Consider the following 20,038-nt stretch of genomic DNA (forward strand, 5'->3'; position numbering starts at 1 on the left):
TGCCGACCGCTGCTCCCGGGGCTCGTCTCAGATGCCGAACCGGGCGGCGATCCCGTCGAGCACGCAGTCGAGGCCCGTCTCGAACGCCCACGTCGCGTCGTCCTTGCGGGTCGCTCGCTGTCCGTAGCGCTGGTACGTGGGGTAGCGGCCGGTGTCCATCAGGTACATCATCTGCGGCGCCAGGCCCAGCCGGGTCTCGTCGCCGGACGACCAGCCCGCCGACTCCGTCCACTCCCGCAGGGCCACCTCCGACTGTCCCGCGCCATGGGCGAAGGCGCTGACGGTACGGAACGCGACCATCATCGAGTCCTCGTCGAGGCCGAGTCCGTCGAGCGCCGCCAGCTGCCGTTCGGCGACGGCCAGCCGGCCGGGCGTGAGGACGAAGAGATGGGTGGGCAGCTGACCCACCCACGGGTGCCGCAGCATCACCTCCCGGGTCAGCAGTCCGAAGGCACGCAGCACCTCGCGCCATTCGGTCACCTCGTCGGGGATCCGCATCTCGGTGGTCACCCGCTCGGCCATCAGCGCCCACAGGTCGTCCTTGCCGGAGACGTGACGGTAGGCGGCCATGGGGGCGACGCCGAGCTCCGTCGCGAGCCTGCGCATGGTGACGGCGGCGAACCCGTCCGTGTCGGCGATCTCCACGGCGACGGCCCCGATCCGCTCCAGGGTCAGCGAGGCGCGGGGGGCGGCCGCCGGCTGTTCGAGGCGCTGCCAGAGGGACGCGTCGGGCCCCGCACCGCGGTTCTTCCCGCTGTCCTTCTTCTGGCCGGCCACGGACGGGCTCCTCTCGTCGGGCAGCCAACGTACAACGTATTCCTCAGTGGACAACGTACACATCCGCGTATACGTTGTACGCAGCGAGATACGCCGTACACATCCACTCCGTCCAGGGGGACTCCATGACCGGCACCCGCCCGCCGCTCCGCGTAGCCGTCCTCGTCGGCAGCACCCGAGAGGGCCGCTTCGCACCCCTCGTCACCCAGTGGCTGAAGGGGCACCTGTCCCAGCGCGACGACATGGCGACGGATGTCGTCGACCTCGCCGAGACCCCGCTGCCCACGGTGCTGCCCGCGTTCGGGCAGCCGCCGGCGCCGGGCACGGAGGAGGCCCTCGCCCTGGTGTCGCCGCGCCTCGCGGCAGCCGACGCGTTCGTCTTCGTCACGCCGGAGTACAACCACAGCTTTCCCGCGTCGCTGAAGAACGCCATCGACTGGCACAACGAGCAGTGGCACGCCAAGCCGGTCGCCTTCGTCTCCTACGGCGGCCTCTCCGGCGGCCTGCGCGCCGTGGAGCAACTCAGGGTCGTCATGGCCGAGTTGAACGCCACGACCATCCGCAACACGGTCAGCTTCCACAATGCCTACGGCCAGTTCGGCGCGGACGGCGCCGTGGATGACCCCCAGGTCGACGCGGCCGCCAAGGCGCTGCTGGATCAGCTCGCCTGGTGGGCGCACGCGCTGCGGGACGCCAAGGCATCGGTCCCGTACGTCGGCTGATCGCGCATCACCACCCGGGGGCGACCATGAACCAGTTCACGAAGGACACGTACGAGCGGCCGGAGCCCGAAGCGGCCGGCCCGCCCGCCGAGGAGGGCGCAGGCCCGTCGAGACTCGTCCTGTTCGGCCTCCTGCTGGGGCTGATGCTCGGCCTGCTCGACGGCACGATCGTCGGCACCGCCCTGCCCACGATCGTCGGCGACCTGGGCGGCCTCGACCACCTGTCCTGGGTGGTGACCGCCTATCTGCTCACCGCCTCCCTCTCCACCCCCGTCTGGGGCAAGCTCGGCGACCTCTACGGGCGCAAGGGCAGCTTCGTCTCGTCGATCACGGTGTTCCTCGCGGGCTCGGTACTCTCCGGGCTCGCCCAGGACATGGGCCAGCTCATCGCCTTCCGCGCCGTCCAGGGACTCGGCGCGGGCGGGCTCATGGTCGGCGCCATCTCCATCATCGGCGTCATGCTGCCGCCCTCCCAGGCAGGCCGCTCGCAGGCGATGATCGGGGCCATGATGCCGGTCGCGCTGGTCGGCGGCCCGCTGCTCGGCGGCTTCCTCACCGACCGGCTGGACTGGCGCTGGGTCTTCTACGTCAACGTCCCCATCGGCGCGCTCGCCCTGCTCGTCGTCGGGCTGCGCCTGCGCCTGCACACCGAGCGGGTCACGGCACGGATCGACTACGCGGGCGCCGGCCTGCTCTGCGCCGCGATCCTGGCCCTCACCCTGGTGGGCAGCTGGGGCGGGACACGGTACGCCTGGTCCTCGCCGCAGATCATCGGCCTCGGAGCGACGGGCGCCCTGGCCCTGGTCTGGTTCGCCCGGGTCGAGCGACGGGCCGCCGAACCGATCATCCCGCCCCGCCTGTTCGCCGACCGCAACTTCACACTCGCCCAGGTCCTCACGTTCCTGGTGGGCGCCGCCATGCTCGGGGCGTCCGCCTATCTGCCGCAGTACATGCAGTTCGTACGCGGCGCGTCCTCGACGGCCAGCGGCATGCTGCTGCTCCCGTTGATGGCGGGGATGTTCGGCGCGCAGCTCCTGGCCGGCAAGCTCCTCGCGGGCGGCGGCCGCTACCGCCCGTACCCCATCATCGGCGGTGCGCTGACGGCCGTGGGCGCGCTCGTCCTGCTGACGGTGGACACCGGCACCCCCACGGCGGTGACCTCCGCGCTGACCCTCGTACCGGGCGTGGGCATGGGCCTGTTGATGCAGAGCACGCTGCTCGTCACCATCAACAGCGCGACGCCCCGCGACATGGGCGCCGCGACGGGAACCGCCACCCTCGTCCGTACGATCGGCAGCTCCCTCGGCATCGCGGTGCTCGGCGCCGTCTTCACGAGCCGCCTGCACTCGGCCGGCATGCCGGACGGCGGCACGGCCTGGACGCCGGAGGCGGTGCGCGGGATGCCGGAGGGGGTCCGGGGCGTGGTGCGGACAGCGGTCACCGAAGGCCTGCACGGGGTGCTGGCGGGCGCGGCCCTGCTCGGAGTGGTGATCTTCCTGGTGGCCTTGCTGATGCGGGAGGTGCCGCTGCGGAAGGAGTGACCGGGGCGGGTCGCTGGACAGCGTTCCCGCCCCCCGGCCCCGTCCTCACGAGGACGAGCCCGCGCCCCCCCGCCTGACTCGCTCGGGTGCCGGGGCGCGCGGCTCGTCGGACAGCCGTCAGCGGGCCGCCGCGAAAGCGTCGACGCCCGTGAGCCCGGCCGACAACGCCCACAGGCGGGCGGCGTGCTCCGGGTCTGTCGCGTGGGCGTGCACGCCGCCTTCCGTGCCCTCGGCGGCCGGCTCGGCGATGTCGCAGTCCTCGCAGTACACGCCCCCCATGCCCGCCAGCTGAGGGGAGGCCGCGGCCCAGACCTGCGTCGCCGCGCCCTGCTCAGGCGTCTTGAACGTGGGATCCGCCGGGGCGCCGTCCTCGTCGATCCAGCCCGCGTCGACCATGTCCGCCTTCGCGAGGTGCCGTTGCAGCGGGGTGAGGATGCTGCCCGGGTGCACGGCGAACGCTCGCACTCCGGCGTCACGGCCGAGGGTGTCGAGGTGCACGGCGAACAGCACGTTCGCCGCCTTGGCCTGCCCGTACGCCTCCCACCGGTCGTAGCCGCGCTCGAAGTGCACGTCGTCCCAGCGGACGCCCATGCCGTGCGCGCCGGACGACACGGCGACCACGCGCGCGCCGCCGCGGGCGATCGCCGGCCAGAGATGGTTGACGAGGGCGAAATGGCCGAGGTGATTGGTGGCGAACTGCGCCTCCCACCCCGGCCCGACCCGCGTCTCGGGGCACGCCATGATCCCGGCGTTGTTGATCATGATGTCGACGTCGCGGCCCGAGGCCAGGAACCGCTCGGCGAAACCGCGGACGCTGTCCAGGTCCGACAGGTCGAGGTCGTCGATCTCGACGCCGTCGATGCCCTCGACGGCCTCCTGGGCGACCGCCCGTCGCCGGGCGGGGACGACGACTCGCGCTCCGGCGGCCGCCAGGGCACGGGTCGCCTCCAGGCCGAGCCCCGAGTAGCCGCCGGTGACGATCGCGGTGCTGCCGGACAGGTCGATCCCGTGCAGGACGTCGTCCGCGGTGCTCCGGGCGCCGAAGCCCGAACCGATCTTGTGCTGAGGTGTCGTCATGAGGGGCACGGTAGGTGTTGAACCGCGCTCTAAGGCAAGGGCAGTTGACGGAGGGAGCCCGTTGCTGGTCGCTGCTTCCACGCCGCATGCGTGGGGAGCGCACCCGGGGCGGCCTCGGCCCCCTGGGGGCCGCGGAGGCGATGGTCGGCCGGACTCATCACGGCGTCGCAGCCGTCCTGGACAGGCCCGTTCACTCGAACCCGTACGCGTACCCGTGCTGCTCGTGCGAACCACTGCGCCCACCAGGAGAGAAACGATTCTCCCGGTGGGCGGCGGACGTTCTGCTCAGCCGATGTTGTCGACCGCGGCCTTGGCGCGCGCCAGCGTCTGCTGCGCGGTGCCGTCGTTCTTCTCCAGCGTCGAACGCAGCAGCTGGATGATGTTCTTGACCTCCTGCGAGGTCGTTTGCCACCGCAGTTCCTTGCCGTGGTACTCGTCCGCCACGCCGTCCGCCGCGAAGTCGCTCATCGCCGCCTTCACCTGCGTGTCCCGGGCCGTGATCACCGCCTCCAGCTGGGCGATCACCACCTGGATGTTGCCCTGCACCTCAGTGGAGGCGCCCGTGTCGTACGCACGCCGGTCGGTGTCGCCCGCGTTTCCTGCCATCACCCATCACTCCCCGTCAGAAATACGAAACCCCGCCGCCCGCCGGTCGGGCGGGCCGGTGTCAGCGGCCCGAGAACCGGGCTGCGTCGAAGTTGGCCGACGCCATCTGCGTCTTCGCGTTCTCGCCCTGCTCCTGGTCACCCGAACCGAACGCCGCGTCCATCCCGGACTGGCCGCCCAGGATCCCGGAGAGCGAGGCGTTGAGCGCCGCGGTGATCTCGTCGGAGCGGTTCTTGAAGTCGTCGAACGCGACCTTGCCCGAACCGTGGAACTTGCCCTCCAGCGGCTCCGCCGCCGTGATCAACTGCCGGATCAGCGTGCCCAGATCCGTACTGGACCCCTGGGACTTCGACATCAGGGTCGAAAGGACCGAGGCCCCCATGTTGAACTTCATCAGCTTCCCCCACCCACTCGAACGACTGTCTGCTTGATCGCATACATGTCTATCAACTCGCGCATCGCTACTGCAATCAGCAAGGGGGCATATCGCCGTTGTTGCCGACCCATGACATCGCCCACGGTCACGGCGTTCCCTTGAGGTGGCTCATCAGCCGCTCGAAGTCCTGCCACCCCGACAGGTCCGACGGGTCGCCCGGCAGCGGGTAGTACAGCGCGGGGCGCGTTTGCGGGCCGAGCGGGAGGGGTGCCTCCGGCAGCGGTGTGCGGCGGGCGCGGTCACCCGGCAGGGTGCGCACCTCCTCCGCGCCGAGCACGAAGGCCAGCGGTACGTCCGGCCCCTCGAAGCGTGCCGGCACCGCCATGTCGCGTCGGGCTTTGCGAAGTTGCACGAGCATGGACTGGAGGCGGTGCCGGGTCGCGAGGGCCTCCGCGAGGGCCGGCAGGGCGTCCACCGGGCACTCCTCGCCGCTCCCGTAGCCGAGCGCCATCGTGACGTGCTCCTCGACACCGGCCTCCGTACGGGTGATGCGTACGGTGGCGAGGGCAGGCCGGTCCGGGCCGCCGACCACGACGAGCCACGTCGGTTCCGGTGCCCTGCGACGGGCCACGTCGGTCAACTGGCGCAGGGACCACGGCAGATTGGCCGGTTCCGACGTGCCCCAGCCGGCCGGCGGCTTCCCCGTCAGCTCCCGCCACACCGTCTCCAGGCCGCCGCCCAGCACCAGCCGGTCGTCCGCCGGGTGGACCATGCGGAAGGTCAGGCCGAGCTGGCGCTCGCCCGTGTCCGTGACCTCCTGGTACGAGGCGGCCACCTGCGTGTGCGGGTCCTCCTGCGAGGCGTCCGGGGAGAGCGGCGGTGCGAACGCGCCGTCCTGCCACCGCAGTACGGCCCCGGTGAGGCCGTCGTAGTACCCGTCCCGCTCGTCCTGGACGATCCAGCGCGACGGCCAGCCGCCGAGACTGTCGCGTACGGCGGGGGAGAGCGTGGTCCCCGCCGGGCTGACGATCTGGAGGCCGAGCCCCGCCCCGGCGGCCGCCCGGAAGGCGTCCGAGAGCCAGGCGGTCATCGCGACGACCGGGCGCTCCTGGATGACGACGGCGACCTTGTCCGTGAGCACGTCGACGGCCGGCTGTGCGGTGGCCGGGGCCGGGGCGACGCTCACCCCGTCCGACGGCACCACGGTGAGGGAGCCGACGGCTTCCGGCGGCCAGGCCGAGCCGCCCACCAGTGCGGTGAGCCGGGTCGCGAACGTGCCCGCGAGCCGCTCCGCCTCCGCGACCCCCGTGGCGGCGCGGGCCTCCGTCCACCAGTACGGCACCGGCGGGGGCGTCGCCCCCAGCAGCCGTTCCGCCTCACCCTCCACGGCCACCAGCAGCGGGGCCTCGACCGAGACGAGCGGACGCCCCTGCGTGTCACAGAGCTGCACCACGGCGCCCTCGCCCCGGGCGCTCACCAGCTTGTCCGGGCCGCCGGAGAGCAGGCCCGCGAGCACGGTCAACGGGTCGGGCATCCGGGCGGTGAGCGCGATGACGTCTTTCGTCATGGAGCCGTGCGGTCCTTGTCGGCTCGGCGGTGGTGGCGTACGTCCTCCGAGGTGCTCATCCCGGTGCGTACACCGTCTGGACCAGCCGGTTCGGCCGGCCCCGCTGGATGAACACGCCCCGCCCCGGCGCCTGGTGCGACGCGTACACACCGGGGAAGAGCTGGCCCTCGCTGCGGTCGCCGGACATCACCAGCGCCGAGGCGCCCGACTCGCGCAGGCCCTGCACCAGCGGCTCGTACATGCCCCGCGAGGCGCCGGCCACGCGGCGCGTCAGCACGAAGTGGAGGCCGATGTCGACCGCCGACGGGATGTACGGAAGGAAGGCGGCCAACGGCGACTGGCCCGCCGTCGTCAGCACGTCGTAGTCGTCGACCAGGACCACGATGCGCGGGCCCTTGCCCCAGCTGCCCGGCTCCAGGTCCTCCAGGCGGGCGTTCTCGTCCGGCAGCCGCTTCTCCAGCTCGGTGGCGATCCCGGCCGAAAGTCCGGCACACAGCTTGGAGTTGTACGCATAGCCCCCGTTGAACTCCTCCGGGACCACCCCGCGCAGAGAACGCCTCGGGTCCATCACCGCGAACACCAGGTCGTCCTCGCCGTAGCGCTCGACGAGGCCGTGCGCGACCGTCCGCAGCAGGTTCGTCTTGCCGCACTCGCTGTCCCCGAGCACCAGCAGGTGCTGGTCGTGCCGGAACAGGTCGAGCAGGACGGGCGCCAGGGCCGACTGGTCCAGTCCGAGGGGGACCCGCTGCGGCTCGGCGACCGGACCCGGCAGCAGCTTCGGCTCCAGGAGGTGCGGCAACACCCGTACCGGTTGGGCGACTTCACCGTGCCACGTGGCACGCACCGTACGGGCGGCGTGTTCCAGCACCGCGCCCAGGTCCGCCGTGTCGGCGGCCCCGTCCGTGCGGGGGAGGGCGACCTGGGCGAAGAGCTTGCCGTCGGTGAGGATCCGGCCCGGCTCGTCGGGCGACAGGGTGGCGGCGAGCTTGCGGTCGATGCTCGACTCGCCGGGATCGTTCAGCCGCAGTTCGACGCGGGTGCCGAAGTTGGACTGGACGGCGATGCGCACGTCGTTCCAGCGCAGCATGCCCGCGACGATGTGGATGCCGTAACCGCCGCCGCGCTTGAGGATGTCGGCGACCGCGTCGTCGAGCTCGTCGAAGTCGTCACGCAGCGCGCCGAACCCGTCGATGACGAGCAGGATCTCGGCGGACGCCAGCTGCGGCAGCCGCCCCGCCGCGTGCAGGGTGCGCAGCTGCTCGACCGAGTCGATGCCGTTCTCGCGGAAGAGGTCCTCGCGCACGGCGAGCATGGCGCGGACCTCCTCGACGGTGCGGGCCGCCCGCTCGCGGTCGGCGCGGCCCGCGATGCCGCCCACGTGCGGCAGCTCCGACAGTGCCTGGAGCCCGCCACCGACGAGGTCGAGTCCGTAGACGCCGACCTCCTGGGGGGTGTGGGTCAGCGCGAGGGAGAGGATGAGCGTGCGCAGGAGCGTCGTCTTCCCGGACTGCGGGCCGCCGATCACGGCCGCGTGGCCGCCGGCCACCGTGAGGTCCAGGAACCACTGCCCCTGCCACTGCTTGGCCGGGTCGTCCAGCAGGCCGAGCGGCACCGTGAGCGGTCCCCGCCGGCGCGCACCGGCGCTGGAGCCGTCCGCGCGCCCGCCGGCCAGCCGCATGCCGCGCGGGCCGACGTCCAGCGGCCCGGCGACCGTGTCCAGGGCGACGGCGGAGGGCAGCGGGGGCAGCCAGATGCTGCGGACGCCGGGAGCGGCGCCGGTCAGCTGGTCGACCATGATGGAGAGTTCGGTCGGCCCGGTCTCGCGGCGGCGCGACGCCGGTTCCTGGGCCTGGCGCGTACTGTCCGCTCCCGACAGGGTGTTGAACGCCTCGTAGGCGAGCGCCAGGGGGCCGGTCTCCGCCTCGTCGGTGCTCCGGACGGGCCCGCGGTATCCGCCGGAGACGTAGCCCGCCTTGAAGCGGGCGTAGTGGCTGGTGTCGACCTTGAGGTAGCCGAAGCCGGGCAGCGGCGGCAGGTGGAACGCGTCCGTGGTGTCCAGGACCGTGCGCGACTCGTCGGCGGAGAAGGTCCGCAGGCCGAGCCGGTAGGAGAGGTAGGTCTCCAGTCCCTTGAGCTTGCCGCCCTCGATCCGCTGGCTGGAGAGCAGCAGATGGACGCCGATGGAACGGCCGATCCGGCCGATGGAGAGGAACAGGTCGATGAAGTCCGGTTTCGCGGTGAGCAGTTCGCCGAACTCGTCGATCACGACGAACAGGTGCGGCAGCGGGTCCAGGTCCGGCCGCCTCGAAGCCCGCAGGGCCGCGTAGTCCCCGATGTCGGCGACGTTGCCCGCGTCCTTCAGGGCCTGCTGACGGCGCTTGACCTCACCGGCGAGCGAGGAGTGCACGCGCTCGACCAGGCCCGCCTGGTTCTCCAGGTTGGTGATGACGCCCGCGACGTGCGGCAGATCGGCGAAGGGCGCGAACGTGGCACCGCCCTTGTAGTCGACCAGGACGAGCGCGAGGTCCTCGGGCGGATGGGTGGCCACCAGACCGAGGACCAGGGTCCGCAGCAGCTCGGACTTCCCGGAACCGGTGGCGCCCACGCACAGTCCGTGCGGGCCCATGCCGAGTTCGGAGGACTCCTTGAGGTCCAGGAGGACCGGCTCGTGGGAGTCGCTGATGCCGATCGGGACGCGCAGGAAGGCGCGCTCCCCGCGCGGCGCCCACAGCCGCTCCAGGTCGAGCCGGGCCACGTCGTCGATGCCGAGCATCGCGGCGAACTCGACCGGACCGGACAGCGGGGCGTCGACCAGGGACTCGGCGGAGAGCCGCAGCGGAGCGAGCATCCGGGCCAGGCCCTCGGCGAACGGGATGCCGGCCTCGTCCACCGTGCCGTGGGCCTGGACCGGCTCCGCCGGCCGCAGGTCCTCGATGGTCACGTCCGAGCCCTCGACGGTGATGCGCACGTTGACGTGTCCCGGTTCCTGCACCCGCTGTTCGACCAGGTGCACCACGGTGACGCCCATCTCGTGCAGTCCGACCGCGTCGTCGGGGCGCGGCAGGTCGACGGCGTCCTCGCCGTGCCCGTCGGCGATCACGAGCAGCCGGGAGTTCATGGCCAGCGCGTCCCGGCCGGCCAGTCCGCGGCGGACCTCGGCGGCGTAGGAGGCCCGGCGGCGCAGCTCGGCGTCGAGCCGACGGGCCAGCTGGGCCGCGGACGGTGCGATCCGGCGGGCGGCGACCGGGCCGTCGGACTGCTCGGGGTCGAGCAGGTGCGGCAGCCACTTGGCCCACTCCCAGTCCGCTATCCGTCCGCCCGGCGCCGCGACGGCGACGGCCACGTCGTCGGGCGCGTGCAGGGCCGCCGTCTGGACGAGCAGGGCGCGGGCGACCCGCAGGCAGTCCTCACGGGGGCCGATCACGCTGACGTTTCCGACGCGGTCGAGGGGGACGGTCATGGGGAGCTCGGTGCCGTTGCGGAAACGGTTCACCAGGGCCGAGGCCTCGTTCAGCATGAACAGGTCGGGCGGCGTGAGCACGGACGAGCCCTGCTCGGCGACCTCCAGGTCCCGTACCGGCATCTCGCCGGTGCCGACCCGCACCCGCAGGAAGTCGTCGTCGACCCTGCGCCGCTCCCAGAGCCGGGCGGGGTCGCGCACGATGTCGTACAGGGAGTACGGCGACGGGTTCAGCACATCGGCCCGTCCGCGCCGCTCACGCTCCTCGGCCGACAACTCCTCGCGCAGGTCCTCCAGATAGGCGAGGTAGGCCTCGCGCTGGGTGCGGCGCGTGCGCTGGGCCTTGCCGCGCTGCGAGAGCAGCAGGGCCACGGAGCCGATGACGGTGACCACGAGGATGATCGCGCCGAGGCCGGCGAACTGGCTGTTGCGCACGACCGTCATCATCACGACGGACGACATGACCCCGGCGACCGGCAGCAGGGACATCGCGATGTTGCCCGACTTGCCCTCGGGCAGGTTGGGCGGCGCCTCGATGGTGCGGGGCGCGGAGGGGGCCGGCGGGCGGGTGGTGCGGGCGGGGCGGTGGATCAGGCGGGTGCTCATCGGCTCCGTCCGGGGTTCACGGGCGGCTCGTGGTCGTGGCCGGGCAGCTGCTTCATCGCGGTCACCGGCGCTTCTGGGAGAGCTGGAACACCTCGGCGGCGAGCCGGGTGGCGGCCAGGCGCGTCGGCCGGGCGAGCAACTCGGTGCGCAGCGCCCCGCCGGCCGCCAGGTGCCGGTCGTAGGGCAGGACGTGGACGCTCGCACCGGTGGACCGGAGCCGTTCGGCGGCCGCCTCCACGTCGATGCCGGGCCGCGCCACCATGCTGGACAGCACGACCACCGTCCCGGCGATCACATGACGGGGCAGTCCCTGCAGCCACTGCAGCACCGCGTACGTGCTCGTGACGCCGTCCAGCGTGGCGGGGGCGGCCAGCACGCGGGCCTGGGAGGCCGAGAGGGCGACCCGGGCGACCTCGGCGGGCAGCGTCTCGCAGTCGACCACGGTGACGCTGAAGTAGCGCCGCAGCGCCACCATGACCCGTTCGTACGTCGAGGTGTCCAGCATCGCCCCGATCCGCCCCTGACTGCCCGGCAGCAGCCAGGCGTTGTCGGGGAGCTGGACGAGGTAGCCGGTGACGTCGAGCAGCGACATCTGCGGCTCCACGATGTCCGCCAGATCGGCCGTGGTCCACCGCAGCGTCTCGGCACCGAGCCGCAACGGCAGGGAACCGAGGGCCGGATCGGCCTCGACGAGGAGGACCGGGTCCTGGCGGTAGTGCGCGTACGCCGTGCCGAGCAGCGCGGCGAGGGTCGTCTTGCCCGCACCGCCCCGGATGGACGTGACCGCGATCTGCCGCCCGGTGGTCACCGGCTGCTGGAGCACCCCGGCGGTACCGGTGACCTCGGCCACCTCGCGCGCCGCCGACGAGGAGACGATGCGGCGCAGGGCGCGCGAGGCCCGTACGGCGAGCGGCTCGCCGTGCCGCGGCCGCCGCGCCGCGGCGGCCAGCGAGCCGTCCACCACGGCCCGCGAGCCGGGGGAGGCGGGGAGCTGGGTGCTCTCGGCGTACGAGGTGGGGGCGGGCTCCGTACGGATGGCGGAGCCGGCGCCCGGGGCGGGTGAGTACCCGCGCGCCGCCGCCTGTTCCTGGGGCGGCGTCTGCGGCTGGGGCCGGGGCTGCGGCTGCATGGGCGGCTGGGGCTGCTGGTACGCCGGTATCTGCTGCCCGTGCCCTTGTGCCTGTGCCGGTCCCTGCCCCTGTGCGGGTCCGTGTCCTTGCCCGTGTGCGCGTGCCGGGGCCGGCGCTGCGGCCGTCTGCCCGCCGGCGCCCGGTGCGGCCGTGGCGCCCTGCGAGGCGCCGGCGCCGCTCAGGTCACGCAGCACATCGTTCTGCCAGTTGTCCGCGTTCGGCATGTCTGCCCTTCATCTCCGCTTCGATGCCCCGCCCGGAGCGCCCGCGCATGTGTGTCGGTCGTCAGAACTTGTTGAGCAGCTGCCCGTACATGCCGAACACGCCGACGGCGAGCGGGAAGAGCCCCACCACGCCGATCGACTCGACGAGATCGGCCGTGCGCCGCAGCCGGACCCGCACGTGCTCGGGGGGCTCCACCGCCAGGGCGAGCAAGGGCAGCAGCGCCGCCGCGCACAGCACGGCGATCGGTCCGGCGCCCGCGGCGTGGTCCATCCAGAGCATCACCAGACGGACGACGAGGACCGCGGCGGCGGTGAAGAGCGCCACCACCTCGGCCACGAGCGGGAACGCCCGGGCCCGCGACAGGAGCACCACCGCCACGAGCGAGGGCAGCAGCACACTCCACACGTTCGGCCGGTCGGCCAGGGTGAGGAGCCAGCCGGCGGCGGCCGCCGACACCGAGGTGGCGAGGGTGGCGAGGGCGAGCCCGCGATGCGTGGCGGCCAGCGCGTTGCTCACGTCGTGACGGCTGACGGACACACCGCCCGAGCGCCGGTCGTCGAGTGCGGTGAGACCCGACGCCATCAGCGCGATCCGGGGCAGCAGGCCGAGCAGGACCACCGAGAAGACGGCCATCACGGCGCCGATCCGGGCCGGATCCGACGTGACGGCGGCGACGCCCTCCCAGACCACGGCCAGAGCGGCCGTGGCGATGGCGCCGATGAGACCGCCACGGCCCAGCGGCGAGAAGAAGCCGAGCAGCGCCAGCGACAGGGTGACCGAGCCCGCCACGGCGGCCAGCCGCAGGGCTCCTGACCAGTCGTACGCGTCGGCGGCCGTCCACGCCGTGAGGATGCCCAGCCCGGCGGAGGCGAGCAGCAGCGCGGTCGCCAGGCCGCGATTGCCCCGCCCGAGCCGGGCGACGAGCGCACCGCCCACCAGGAGGGCGACGGTGAGGATGGCCAGCGCGCCGGCCAGGGCGGCGAGCGGGAACTCGCGGCGGGCGAGCAGCGCGGCGATCACCGCGAAGGCCACCGTCGTCGCCCCCGCGCTCGCCCGGCGCGCGGCCGGACGCCAGCGCCAGGCCTGCATGTCGAGGCTGTCGGCCACCTGGTCCGTGACGTCGTGGACCACCGGTGCGGGCGGTGCGGCGTGGGTCCGCACGAGCCGCAGCACGGCGCCGTCGCCGACCCCCGCCGACGCCAGGGTGCTGTCGTGCGGCAGCGCCGAGCCGTCGGAGGTGAGCAACTGCCGGGTCAACGGCCGCGTCGCGGCCCGGTCGTCCAGCAACTGCAGGATGTCCGGCAGGAGTTGCCCGACAGGAGTATCGGAGGGCAGCACGATGTCGGCACGCCGCCGCTCGCCGACCAGGGTCACCCGGCTCATTTCCGCCCGGGAAGTCATTGCTGTACTCACCACTTACGAAAACCTATCATCGCGATTTCCTGGAATTTCGGGCCAATTGGGCAAAGCGAACCATGCGGTCCTGCGTCCTGCGCATCCCGGGCCGGTGGCATGGGTGCATCCGGTAATTCCGGTGATTTCGGTGAAGCGGTCGGAACAGGTGAATCAGGTGAATCAGGCGGATCCGGAAGATCGCGGCGAATCCCGGCGCATCCCGGAGAGTCGCGGCGCCCCTGGAAGCGATGTCTACGGCCGCGCCGGCTTCGTCGAGCCGGCCGAGGCCGAGGGCGTCGGCGAGGGCTGCCCGTACTGCTGCGCCTGCCGCTGCTGCTTCTGCTGCTCGGCCTTCTGCTTGTCCAGGGTGTGCTGGAGGAACGACCATCCCACGCACCCGGCACACAGCACGGCCGTGATCGCGATCCCCGCGAACACCTTCCCGAGGCGTTCGTCCGCCGTCCGCCGCGCGCGCTGGGCGCCGAACAGGAGCGCGTCCCGCATCCTGCGCCGGCGTACCCCGACCGATTCCAGCAGTTGACTGTCGTAATCCCGTGCCATGCGGCCCCCCTTTGCCTCTGCAACATATGTCATGTCCTGGAGAGCGGGACACATCAGGGGGGTGGAGCGCGGGCCTCCGCACGTCGGGTGCGGCGAGATCACTCCTGGCGCAGGGCGAGCCACAACTCGGTACGTACGTCCATGTCGTCCAGGTCCACCTCCAGCAACACCCCGCACCGGGCGATGCGCTGGCGGACGGTGTTGCGGTGGACGGACAGGGCCACCGCCGTGCGGTCCCAGCTGCCGTGCAGGGAGAGCCAGCAGCGCAGCGTCTCGGCCAGCGGTTCGGTGAGCGGGGCGAGGAGGGCGCGGGCGTGGGCGGCCGCCGGGCCGGGCGGGATCAGTGCGGCGAGGCCGGTGACCGGCGTGTCCACGGCCAGCGGGGTGCGGGTCGCCTCAGCCCGGCCCAGTGCGCGCGCGGCCTGCGCGTCGGCGAGGCCGAGGGCGTCGGCCGGGGCGGCGGCGGAGGCGCCGAGCGTCCAGCCCGGCTGCGGGGTGATCCGCTCGCCGCCCGGGACCAGGACCCGTACCGCGTCGCCGCCCCGGCCCATGTCCACGAGTGCCGAGCCCAGGGCCGCGCCGAGCGCCCCCGCCGTGAGCGGGTCCGCCGCCGTGCCGCCGCCGCGGCGCGCGTGCACCACCGTCCACCGCCCGTCGCCGCCCAGGAGCGGCGCGACACCCGCCGGATCCTCGCCGAGCAGCAGCCGGACCAGGGCGGCCGAGCGCCCCGCCGCGTCGGCGCCCTGGTGCGGGGCGGCCAGCAACGAGAGCAGGACGGCCGCGATCTGGGCGATGGTGTGGTCGCCCGCCTCGCGGTGGTCCGTGGCCAGGCCCAGGGCGAGCCCCTGCCCGCCGCCCAGTGCGTACGCGGACAGGTGGGCGGGGCCCAGGGTGTCGGTGGCCGAGGCGGGGGCGGGGCGGGCGCCCGGGGCGACCACCCGGGCGAGCCGGGCCAGCGCCGCCCGCACCTCGGGCCCCGGGGCCTCGCCCGCCGCGTGCAGTTCCTCGCCGCCGGCCGTCAGCAGGGCCGCCCGCCCCGAGAGCCGGACCGCCAGCTGGTGCAGCACCGCGGGGATCGGGTCCGGCCGGGCCGCCGCCGTCGCCAGGGCCTGCTGGGCCCGGGTCACCCGCCGCAGCTCACGGTGGCGCGCCGCGGCCATCAGCCCCCACACCGCCCGCGCGATCGCCGTGAAGGGGGTCTCGGGCGGCACCTCCACCAGCGGCAGCCCGTGGCGGTCGCACGCCGCGACCAGCTCGGGCGGGACCGTGTCGTGCACCGGGCGCACCCCGAATCCGAGCGCCGCCGCGCCCGCCTCCACCAGCCGGGCCACATAGCCGTCCGGCTCCGTGAGCAGCACCCCGGCGGTCAGCAGCAGCTCACCGCTGAGCAGATACGGGTACGGGTCCGCCATCTCCGAGGTGTGCACCCACAGCAGCTCGGCGTCGGCCGGGCCCGCGATCCCGCGGAGCCCGAGCTCTTCCAGGGCCAGCAGCCCGGCCAGCGGAACGGGCGGGGTGGGGGGTCCTGCGGGAGCTTCGGGCATGGATGTTTCATCCGTTCACGGAGACGAGAATGGATGAAACATACACTTCAGGGTCGCCGCCCCGCCGCCTAGCGTCGTCAGCGCACCCGTACGCGCGCCCCCGTGCCCTCGCGCAGGATCCGGCACACTCGAAGCAGCGCGTCACCGAAGGAACCGAAGGAAAGGCCACCCGCCCCATGAGCAGCAACGAAACGCCGCGCGGCCCCGTCGACTCCTCCCGCGTCCCGCGGTACGCCGGGCCCGCGACGTTCGCCCGGCTGCCCCGCCTCGACGAGGTCGGCACGGCGGACGTCGCCGTCGTCGGTGTGCCCTTCGACTCGGGTGTCTCCTACCGGCCCGGCGCCCGCTTCGGCGGCAACGCGATCCGTGAGGCCTCGCGCCTGCTCCGCCCGTACAACCCGGCACAGGACGCCTCGCCCTTCGCTCTGGCGCAGGTCGCCGACGCCGGGGACATCGCCGCCAACCCCTTCCACATCGAAGAGGCCGTCGACACGATCGAGGCCGCGGCCGACGACCTCCTCGGGACCGGCGCCCGGCTGATGACGCTGGGCGGCGACCACACCATCGCGCTGCCGCTGCTGCGTTCCGTCGCCAAGAAGCACGGTCCCGTCGCGCTGCTCCACTTCGACGCCCACCTCGACACCTGGGACACCTACTTCGGCGCCGCGTACACGCACGGCACGCCGTTCCGCCGGGCCGTCGAGGAAGGCATCCTCGACACGTCCGCGCTCTCCCACGTCGGCACCCGCGGCCCGCTGTACGGCAAGCAGGACCTCACCGACGACGCCAAGATGGGCTTCGGCATCGTCACCTCGGCCGACGTGATGCGGCGCGGCGTCGACGAGATCGCCGACCAGCTCCGCCAGCGCATCGGCGGCCGGCCGCTCTACATCTCCATCGACATCGACGTGCTGGACCCGGCGCACGCCCCCGGCACCGGCACCCCCGAGGCCGGCGGCCTCACCTCCCGCGAGCTGCTGGAGATCGTGCGCGGGCTGTCCTCCTGCAACCTGGTCTCCGCCGACCTGGTCGAGGTCGCTCCCGCGTACGACCACGCCGAGATCACCTCCGTCGCCGCCTCGCACACCGCGTACGAACTGACGACGATCATGACCCGCCAGATCGCGGAGGCCCGGAAGCAGTGAGCGACCAGCCCGACGACGCGGAGGCCCGGGAGCAGTGAGCGACGCCCAGCACGACGACGCGGAGGCCCGGAAGCAGTGAGCGACGCCCAGCACGACGACGCGGAGGCCCGGACGCCATGAGCCACGACCATCACGACGAGCGGCCCGAGCTCACCCCCGCGCAGGTCGCCGCCGCCCTGGACCCCCCGCCCGGACGCAACGGCGGCGACCTCGTCGTCGAGACCCTCCAAGGCCTCGGCGCGGCCACCGTCTTCGGCCTGCCGGGGCAGCACGCCCTGGGGATCTTCGACGCGCTGCGCCGTTCGTCCCTCGGCTACGTCGGGCTGCGCGTCGAGAACAACGCGGGCTTCGCCGCCGACGCCTACGGACGCGTCACCGGCGAGGTCGCCCCGCTGCTCCTGTCCACCGGACCGGGCGCGCTCACCTCGCTCGCCGCGCTCCAGGAGGCGGCGGCCGCCTCCGCACCCGTGCTGGCCATCGCCAGTCAGGTCCCGGCCGCGGGCCTGGGCGGCGGACGCCACGGCTACCTGCACGAACTGCGCGACCAGCAGGCGTCGTTCCGCGACATCGTGAAGTCCGTGCACACCGTCCGCACCGCCTCGCAGATCCCTTCCGCGATCGCCGCCGCCTGGGAGTCCGCGCTCACCGCCCCGCACGGCCCGGTCTGGGTCGAGATCCCGCAGGACGTGCTGACCGCACCGACGACGCTTCCGGTCGTCACGGCGATGGACGCCACGCCGCGCGAGGTGCACGCCCGCCCGGAACTCATCGCGGTCGCCGCCCACCTGCTGTCGAACGCGGAGCGTCCGGCGATCATCGCGGGCGGCGGAGTCGTGCGTTCCGACGCGTCCGGCAAACTGCGGGCGCTCGCGGAGAAGGTCACCGCCCCCGTCGTCACCACCTACGGCGGCAAGGGAGCCTTCCCGTGGGAGCACCGGCTCTCGCTCCAGTCCTGGATGGAGGACCGGCACATGACGGACTTCCTCGAGGACGCCGACGTCCTGCTCGTCGTCGGCTCCGGCCTCGGTGAACTCTCCTCGAACTACCACACGTTCGCCCCGCGCGGCCGGGTCGTGCAGATCGAGGCCGACGCCGGGAAGCTGGAGTCCAACCATCCGGCCCTCGGTATCCACGCCGACGCCCGCGACGCACTGGCCGACCTGCTCGAAGCGGTCACCGCGCGCGAGGACCCCGCCGCCGCCGAGCGCGTCACGGCGGTGCTCGGCCGGGTACGGGACCGGATCGCCGCCCAGGAACGCACCCTGGAACAGCACCTCCTCACCGAGATCCGCACAGCCCTGCCCGACACGTCCCCCAGCTTCTGGGACATGACGATCCTCGCCTACTGGGCCTGGGCCGCCTTCGACGCCCGCCGCCCCAACACCATGCACTCCGCCCAGGGCGCGGGCGGCCTCGGCTACGCCTTCCCGGCGGCCGTCGGCGCGGCCGCCGCCGACGGGACGAAGCCGGTCCTCGCGGTCTCCGGCGACGGCGGCGCGATGTACTCGATCGCGGAACTCGCCACCGCCCGCCAGTACGGCCTCCCGGTGACCTGGCTGATCGTCGACGACGGCGGTTACGGCATCCTGCGCGAGTACATGACCGACGCCTTCGGCGCGTCCACCGCGACGGAACTGTCCCGCCCGGACTTCGTCGCCCTCGCCGAGTCCTTCGGCGTCCCCGCGGTCCGCACCAGCCCCGAAACGCTCGCCGCCGACCTGGCCGAGGCCCTCGCGCAGCCCGGCCCCTCGGTCGTCGTACTCCCGGCGCTGCTCCGGATGTTCGAGCCGACGCACCTCTAGGGCGGGAGACCCCCGCCGGCCGGGAGGCGCTCCTCGCGCGACACGCCCCTGTCCCCCCACCGCGCCCGGGCCACGGTCCTCCCGGGCGCGGGGCCCTTCAGCGGGGGAGGCCTTCAGCGCCTGCACCCGCGCATGCCACCCCTGGCTGAACTCGTCCTGCTGCGCGAAGCCCCGGCTGCCCGGCAACTCCCCGGTAACTCCCCGGTCCGGGGCAGCAGTTCGGGCAGGGACCGGAAGACGGCCGCCGCCTCCGGGCCCTTGCGCCGATGGTGCGCGTGCATGAGGGAGGTCACCGCCCGGTCAGGTGGTCCTTCAGCGTGCCGGTGAACGCCGGGCTCCCGCCGCGTACAACTTTTCGGGCGGTGGGGAGTCAACTCAGTGGGCGCGCCGGGGGGCACGCCCGCTGAACACTCAGGGGACGGAAACCCGCACACATGACTACACCCCGCATATCGCGACGCGTCCGCGGCGCGCTCTCCGCCACGCTCGCCGTCGGCGTGCTCGCACCCGTGGCGGTCGGAGCGGCGCCCGCCGCGGCCGCCACGTCGACGGCGAGCTGCACCTCCGGCAGGGCCGGGCTCGCCGCGAAGCTGTCGAAGGACATCACCGCCGCCCTCAAGGGGCGCGCCTCGACCACCGCCGTGGCACTGTACGACCGGACCACGAAGACCACGTGCACACTCCGGGCCACCTCGCAGTACGACTCCGCGAGCGTCGTGAAGGCCACCGTGCTGGCCACGCTGCTCTGGGACAACGCCAAGCAGGGCCGCCACCTCACCTCGCGCGAGACCGACCTCAGCACCGCGATGATCACCAGGTCCGACAACGACGCGACCACCGCCCTGTGGAAGCAGCTCGGCGCCACCAAGGTCAGCGCGTTCCTCAAGGCGGCCGGGATGACCCACACCGTTCCCGGGGCCGGCGGGTACTGGGGGCTGACGCAGATCACCGCGCAGGACGAGCAGCGGCTGCTGACACTGCTCACCGCGAAGAACTCCGTGCTCACCGACAGTGCCCGCTCCTACGAGCTCGGCCTGATGCGCAAGGTCGTCTCCTCGCAGCGCTGGGGCACACCCGCCGGGGCCCCGGCCTCCGTCACCGTCCAGGTCAAGAACGGCTGGCTGCAGCGCGCCACCCACGGCTGGCGGGTGCACAGCATCGGCGCCTTCACGGGGAAGGGCCACGACTACGTGCTCACGGTGCTCACCCAGGACAACAAGACGATGACGGACGGCGTCAACACCATCCAGGCCGTCGCCAAGGCCGTGCACAAGGACCTGAACCTGGCGCCCCCGCGCACCATGCACGAGTTGGCCGCCCGCACCGCGCACCGGGCGGACGCCCCCGTCCCCGTGCTGCAGGAAGCGCTCCCGCCGGTGCCCGAGGCGCCGGCCGGCCGGATGCTCACCGTGACCCCGCGCTAGACCGACAGGTCCTACGTCCCAGGTCCCGTATTTGTTGCGGCGGGATGAAATCCGCAGCACACCGCGTTGGTGCCTTCCGG

At 73.2% G+C, this 20,038-nt stretch carries 15 protein-coding genes; 5 read left to right on the plus strand and 10 right to left on the minus strand.

The window, feature by feature from the left end:
• Positions 1 to 27: 27 nt before the first annotated feature.
• Positions 28 to 777 (minus strand): TetR/AcrR family transcriptional regulator, encoded by a 750-nt coding sequence (locus ABZ454_RS25955; RefSeq protein WP_356322630.1) that lies wholly within the window; start codon positions 775 to 777, stop codon positions 28 to 30.
• Positions 778 to 902: 125 nt separating this feature from the next.
• Between ABZ454_RS25955 and ABZ454_RS25960 the strand changes: the two genes are divergently transcribed.
• On the plus strand, positions 903 to 1,499 hold the full coding sequence (locus ABZ454_RS25960; RefSeq protein ID WP_359541305.1) for an NAD(P)H-dependent oxidoreductase: 597 nt from the start codon (positions 903 to 905) through the stop codon (positions 1,497 to 1,499).
• A 26-nt stretch (positions 1,500 to 1,525) separates the two neighbouring features.
• The gene (locus ABZ454_RS25965) at positions 1,526 to 3,040 is read left to right on the plus strand and encodes an MDR family MFS transporter (protein WP_359541308.1); all 1,515 of its coding nucleotides are present in this window, start codon (positions 1,526 to 1,528) and stop codon (positions 3,038 to 3,040) included.
• A gap of 117 nt (positions 3,041 to 3,157) precedes the next feature.
• On the opposite strand, the gene ABZ454_RS25970 is transcribed toward ABZ454_RS25965, so the two are convergent.
• From ABZ454_RS25970 to ABZ454_RS26010, 9 genes are all read right to left on the minus strand, one after another.
• Positions 3,158 to 4,117, minus strand: a complete 960-nt coding sequence (locus tag ABZ454_RS25970; protein ID WP_359541311.1) for an SDR family NAD(P)-dependent oxidoreductase — start codon at positions 4,115 to 4,117, stop codon at positions 3,158 to 3,160.
• 285 nt (positions 4,118 to 4,402) lie between these two features.
• Complete coding sequence (locus ABZ454_RS25975; RefSeq protein WP_356322639.1) at positions 4,403 to 4,723, minus strand: pore-forming ESAT-6 family protein; 321 nt, start codon at positions 4,721 to 4,723, stop codon at positions 4,403 to 4,405.
• A gap of 61 nt (positions 4,724 to 4,784) precedes the next feature.
• Entirely contained in the window at positions 4,785 to 5,117 is a 333-nt protein-coding gene (locus tag ABZ454_RS25980; RefSeq protein ID WP_356322640.1) for a hypothetical protein, read from the minus strand.
• 127 nt (positions 5,118 to 5,244) lie between these two features.
• A complete protein-coding gene (locus ABZ454_RS25985; RefSeq protein ID WP_359541315.1) occupies positions 5,245 to 6,666 on the minus strand; it encodes a DUF6177 family protein in 1,422 nt (473 codons plus the stop codon).
• A gap of 55 nt (positions 6,667 to 6,721) precedes the next feature.
• On the minus strand, positions 6,722 to 10,732 hold the full coding sequence (eccCa, locus tag ABZ454_RS25990; protein WP_359541318.1) for a type VII secretion protein EccCa: 4,011 nt from the start codon (positions 10,730 to 10,732) through the stop codon (positions 6,722 to 6,724).
• 61 nt (positions 10,733 to 10,793) lie between these two features.
• On the minus strand, positions 10,794 to 12,086 hold the full coding sequence (locus tag ABZ454_RS25995) for a MinD/ParA family protein (protein WP_359541319.1): 1,293 nt from the start codon (positions 12,084 to 12,086) through the stop codon (positions 10,794 to 10,796).
• A gap of 61 nt (positions 12,087 to 12,147) precedes the next feature.
• On the minus strand, positions 12,148 to 13,488 hold the full coding sequence (eccD, locus tag ABZ454_RS26000; protein WP_359541321.1) for a type VII secretion integral membrane protein EccD: 1,341 nt from the start codon (positions 13,486 to 13,488) through the stop codon (positions 12,148 to 12,150).
• Between the two features lie 246 nt (positions 13,489 to 13,734).
• Positions 13,735 to 14,043 (minus strand): hypothetical protein, encoded by a 309-nt coding sequence (locus tag ABZ454_RS26005; RefSeq protein WP_356322645.1) that lies wholly within the window; start codon positions 14,041 to 14,043, stop codon positions 13,735 to 13,737.
• A gap of 98 nt (positions 14,044 to 14,141) precedes the next feature.
• Entirely contained in the window at positions 14,142 to 15,587 is a 1,446-nt protein-coding gene (locus ABZ454_RS26010; protein WP_359541323.1) for a PucR family transcriptional regulator, read from the minus strand.
• 176 nt (positions 15,588 to 15,763) lie between these two features.
• Here ABZ454_RS26010 and speB point away from each other — a divergent pair, with 176 nt between their 5' ends.
• The 3 genes from speB to ABZ454_RS26025 all read left to right on the plus strand — a co-directional run bounded on the left by speB (position 15,764) and on the right by ABZ454_RS26025 (position 19,958).
• Positions 15,764 to 16,732: an agmatinase gene (gene speB / locus ABZ454_RS26015; RefSeq protein ID WP_356322647.1), complete on the plus strand. Its 969-nt coding sequence runs from the start codon at positions 15,764 to 15,766 to the stop codon at positions 16,730 to 16,732.
• A gap of 116 nt (positions 16,733 to 16,848) precedes the next feature.
• Complete coding sequence (locus ABZ454_RS26020) at positions 16,849 to 18,534, plus strand: thiamine pyrophosphate-binding protein (RefSeq protein ID WP_359541326.1); 1,686 nt, start codon at positions 16,849 to 16,851, stop codon at positions 18,532 to 18,534.
• Positions 18,535 to 18,968: 434 nt separating this feature from the next.
• Positions 18,969 to 19,958, plus strand: a complete 990-nt coding sequence (locus ABZ454_RS26025; RefSeq protein WP_359541328.1) for a serine hydrolase — start codon at positions 18,969 to 18,971, stop codon at positions 19,956 to 19,958.
• Positions 19,959 to 20,038: the final 80 nt, after the last annotated feature.

This window comes from Streptomyces sp. NPDC005803 (assembly GCF_040630435.1).
In the GTDB taxonomy this organism is placed as follows: domain Bacteria; phylum Actinomycetota; class Actinomycetes; order Streptomycetales; family Streptomycetaceae; genus Streptomyces.

Excerpts from the sequence above, each read along its gene's own strand:
- eccD (WP_359541321.1), bottom strand. The coding sequence starts at position 13,488 with ATGACTTCCCGGGCGGAAATGAGCCGGGTGACCCTGGTCGGCGAGCGG.
- ABZ454_RS25975 (WP_356322639.1), bottom strand. The coding sequence starts at position 4,723 with ATGGCAGGAAACGCGGGCGACACCGACCGGCGTGCGTACGACACGGGC.
- ABZ454_RS25980 (WP_356322640.1), bottom strand. The coding sequence starts at position 5,117 with ATGAAGTTCAACATGGGGGCCTCGGTCCTTTCGACCCTGATGTCGAAG.
- ABZ454_RS25970 (WP_359541311.1), bottom strand. The coding sequence starts at position 4,117 with ATGACGACACCTCAGCACAAGATCGGTTCGGGCTTCGGCGCCCGGAGC.
- ABZ454_RS25985 (WP_359541315.1), bottom strand. The coding sequence starts at position 6,666 with ATGACGAAAGACGTCATCGCGCTCACCGCCCGGATGCCCGACCCGTTG.
- ABZ454_RS26010 (WP_359541323.1), bottom strand. The coding sequence starts at position 15,587 with ATGCCCGAAGCTCCCGCAGGACCCCCCACCCCGCCCGTTCCGCTGGCC.
- ABZ454_RS25965 (WP_359541308.1), top strand. The coding sequence starts at position 1,526 with ATGAACCAGTTCACGAAGGACACGTACGAGCGGCCGGAGCCCGAAGCG.
- ABZ454_RS26025 (WP_359541328.1), top strand. The coding sequence starts at position 18,969 with ATGACTACACCCCGCATATCGCGACGCGTCCGCGGCGCGCTCTCCGCC.
- speB (WP_356322647.1), top strand. The coding sequence starts at position 15,764 with ATGAGCAGCAACGAAACGCCGCGCGGCCCCGTCGACTCCTCCCGCGTC.
- ABZ454_RS25995 (WP_359541319.1), bottom strand. The coding sequence starts at position 12,086 with ATGCCGAACGCGGACAACTGGCAGAACGATGTGCTGCGTGACCTGAGC.
- eccCa (WP_359541318.1), bottom strand. The coding sequence starts at position 10,732 with ATGAGCACCCGCCTGATCCACCGCCCCGCCCGCACCACCCGCCCGCCG.
- ABZ454_RS25960 (WP_359541305.1), top strand. The coding sequence starts at position 903 with ATGACCGGCACCCGCCCGCCGCTCCGCGTAGCCGTCCTCGTCGGCAGC.
- ABZ454_RS26005 (WP_356322645.1), bottom strand. The coding sequence starts at position 14,043 with ATGGCACGGGATTACGACAGTCAACTGCTGGAATCGGTCGGGGTACGC.
- ABZ454_RS26020 (WP_359541326.1), top strand. The coding sequence starts at position 16,849 with ATGAGCCACGACCATCACGACGAGCGGCCCGAGCTCACCCCCGCGCAG.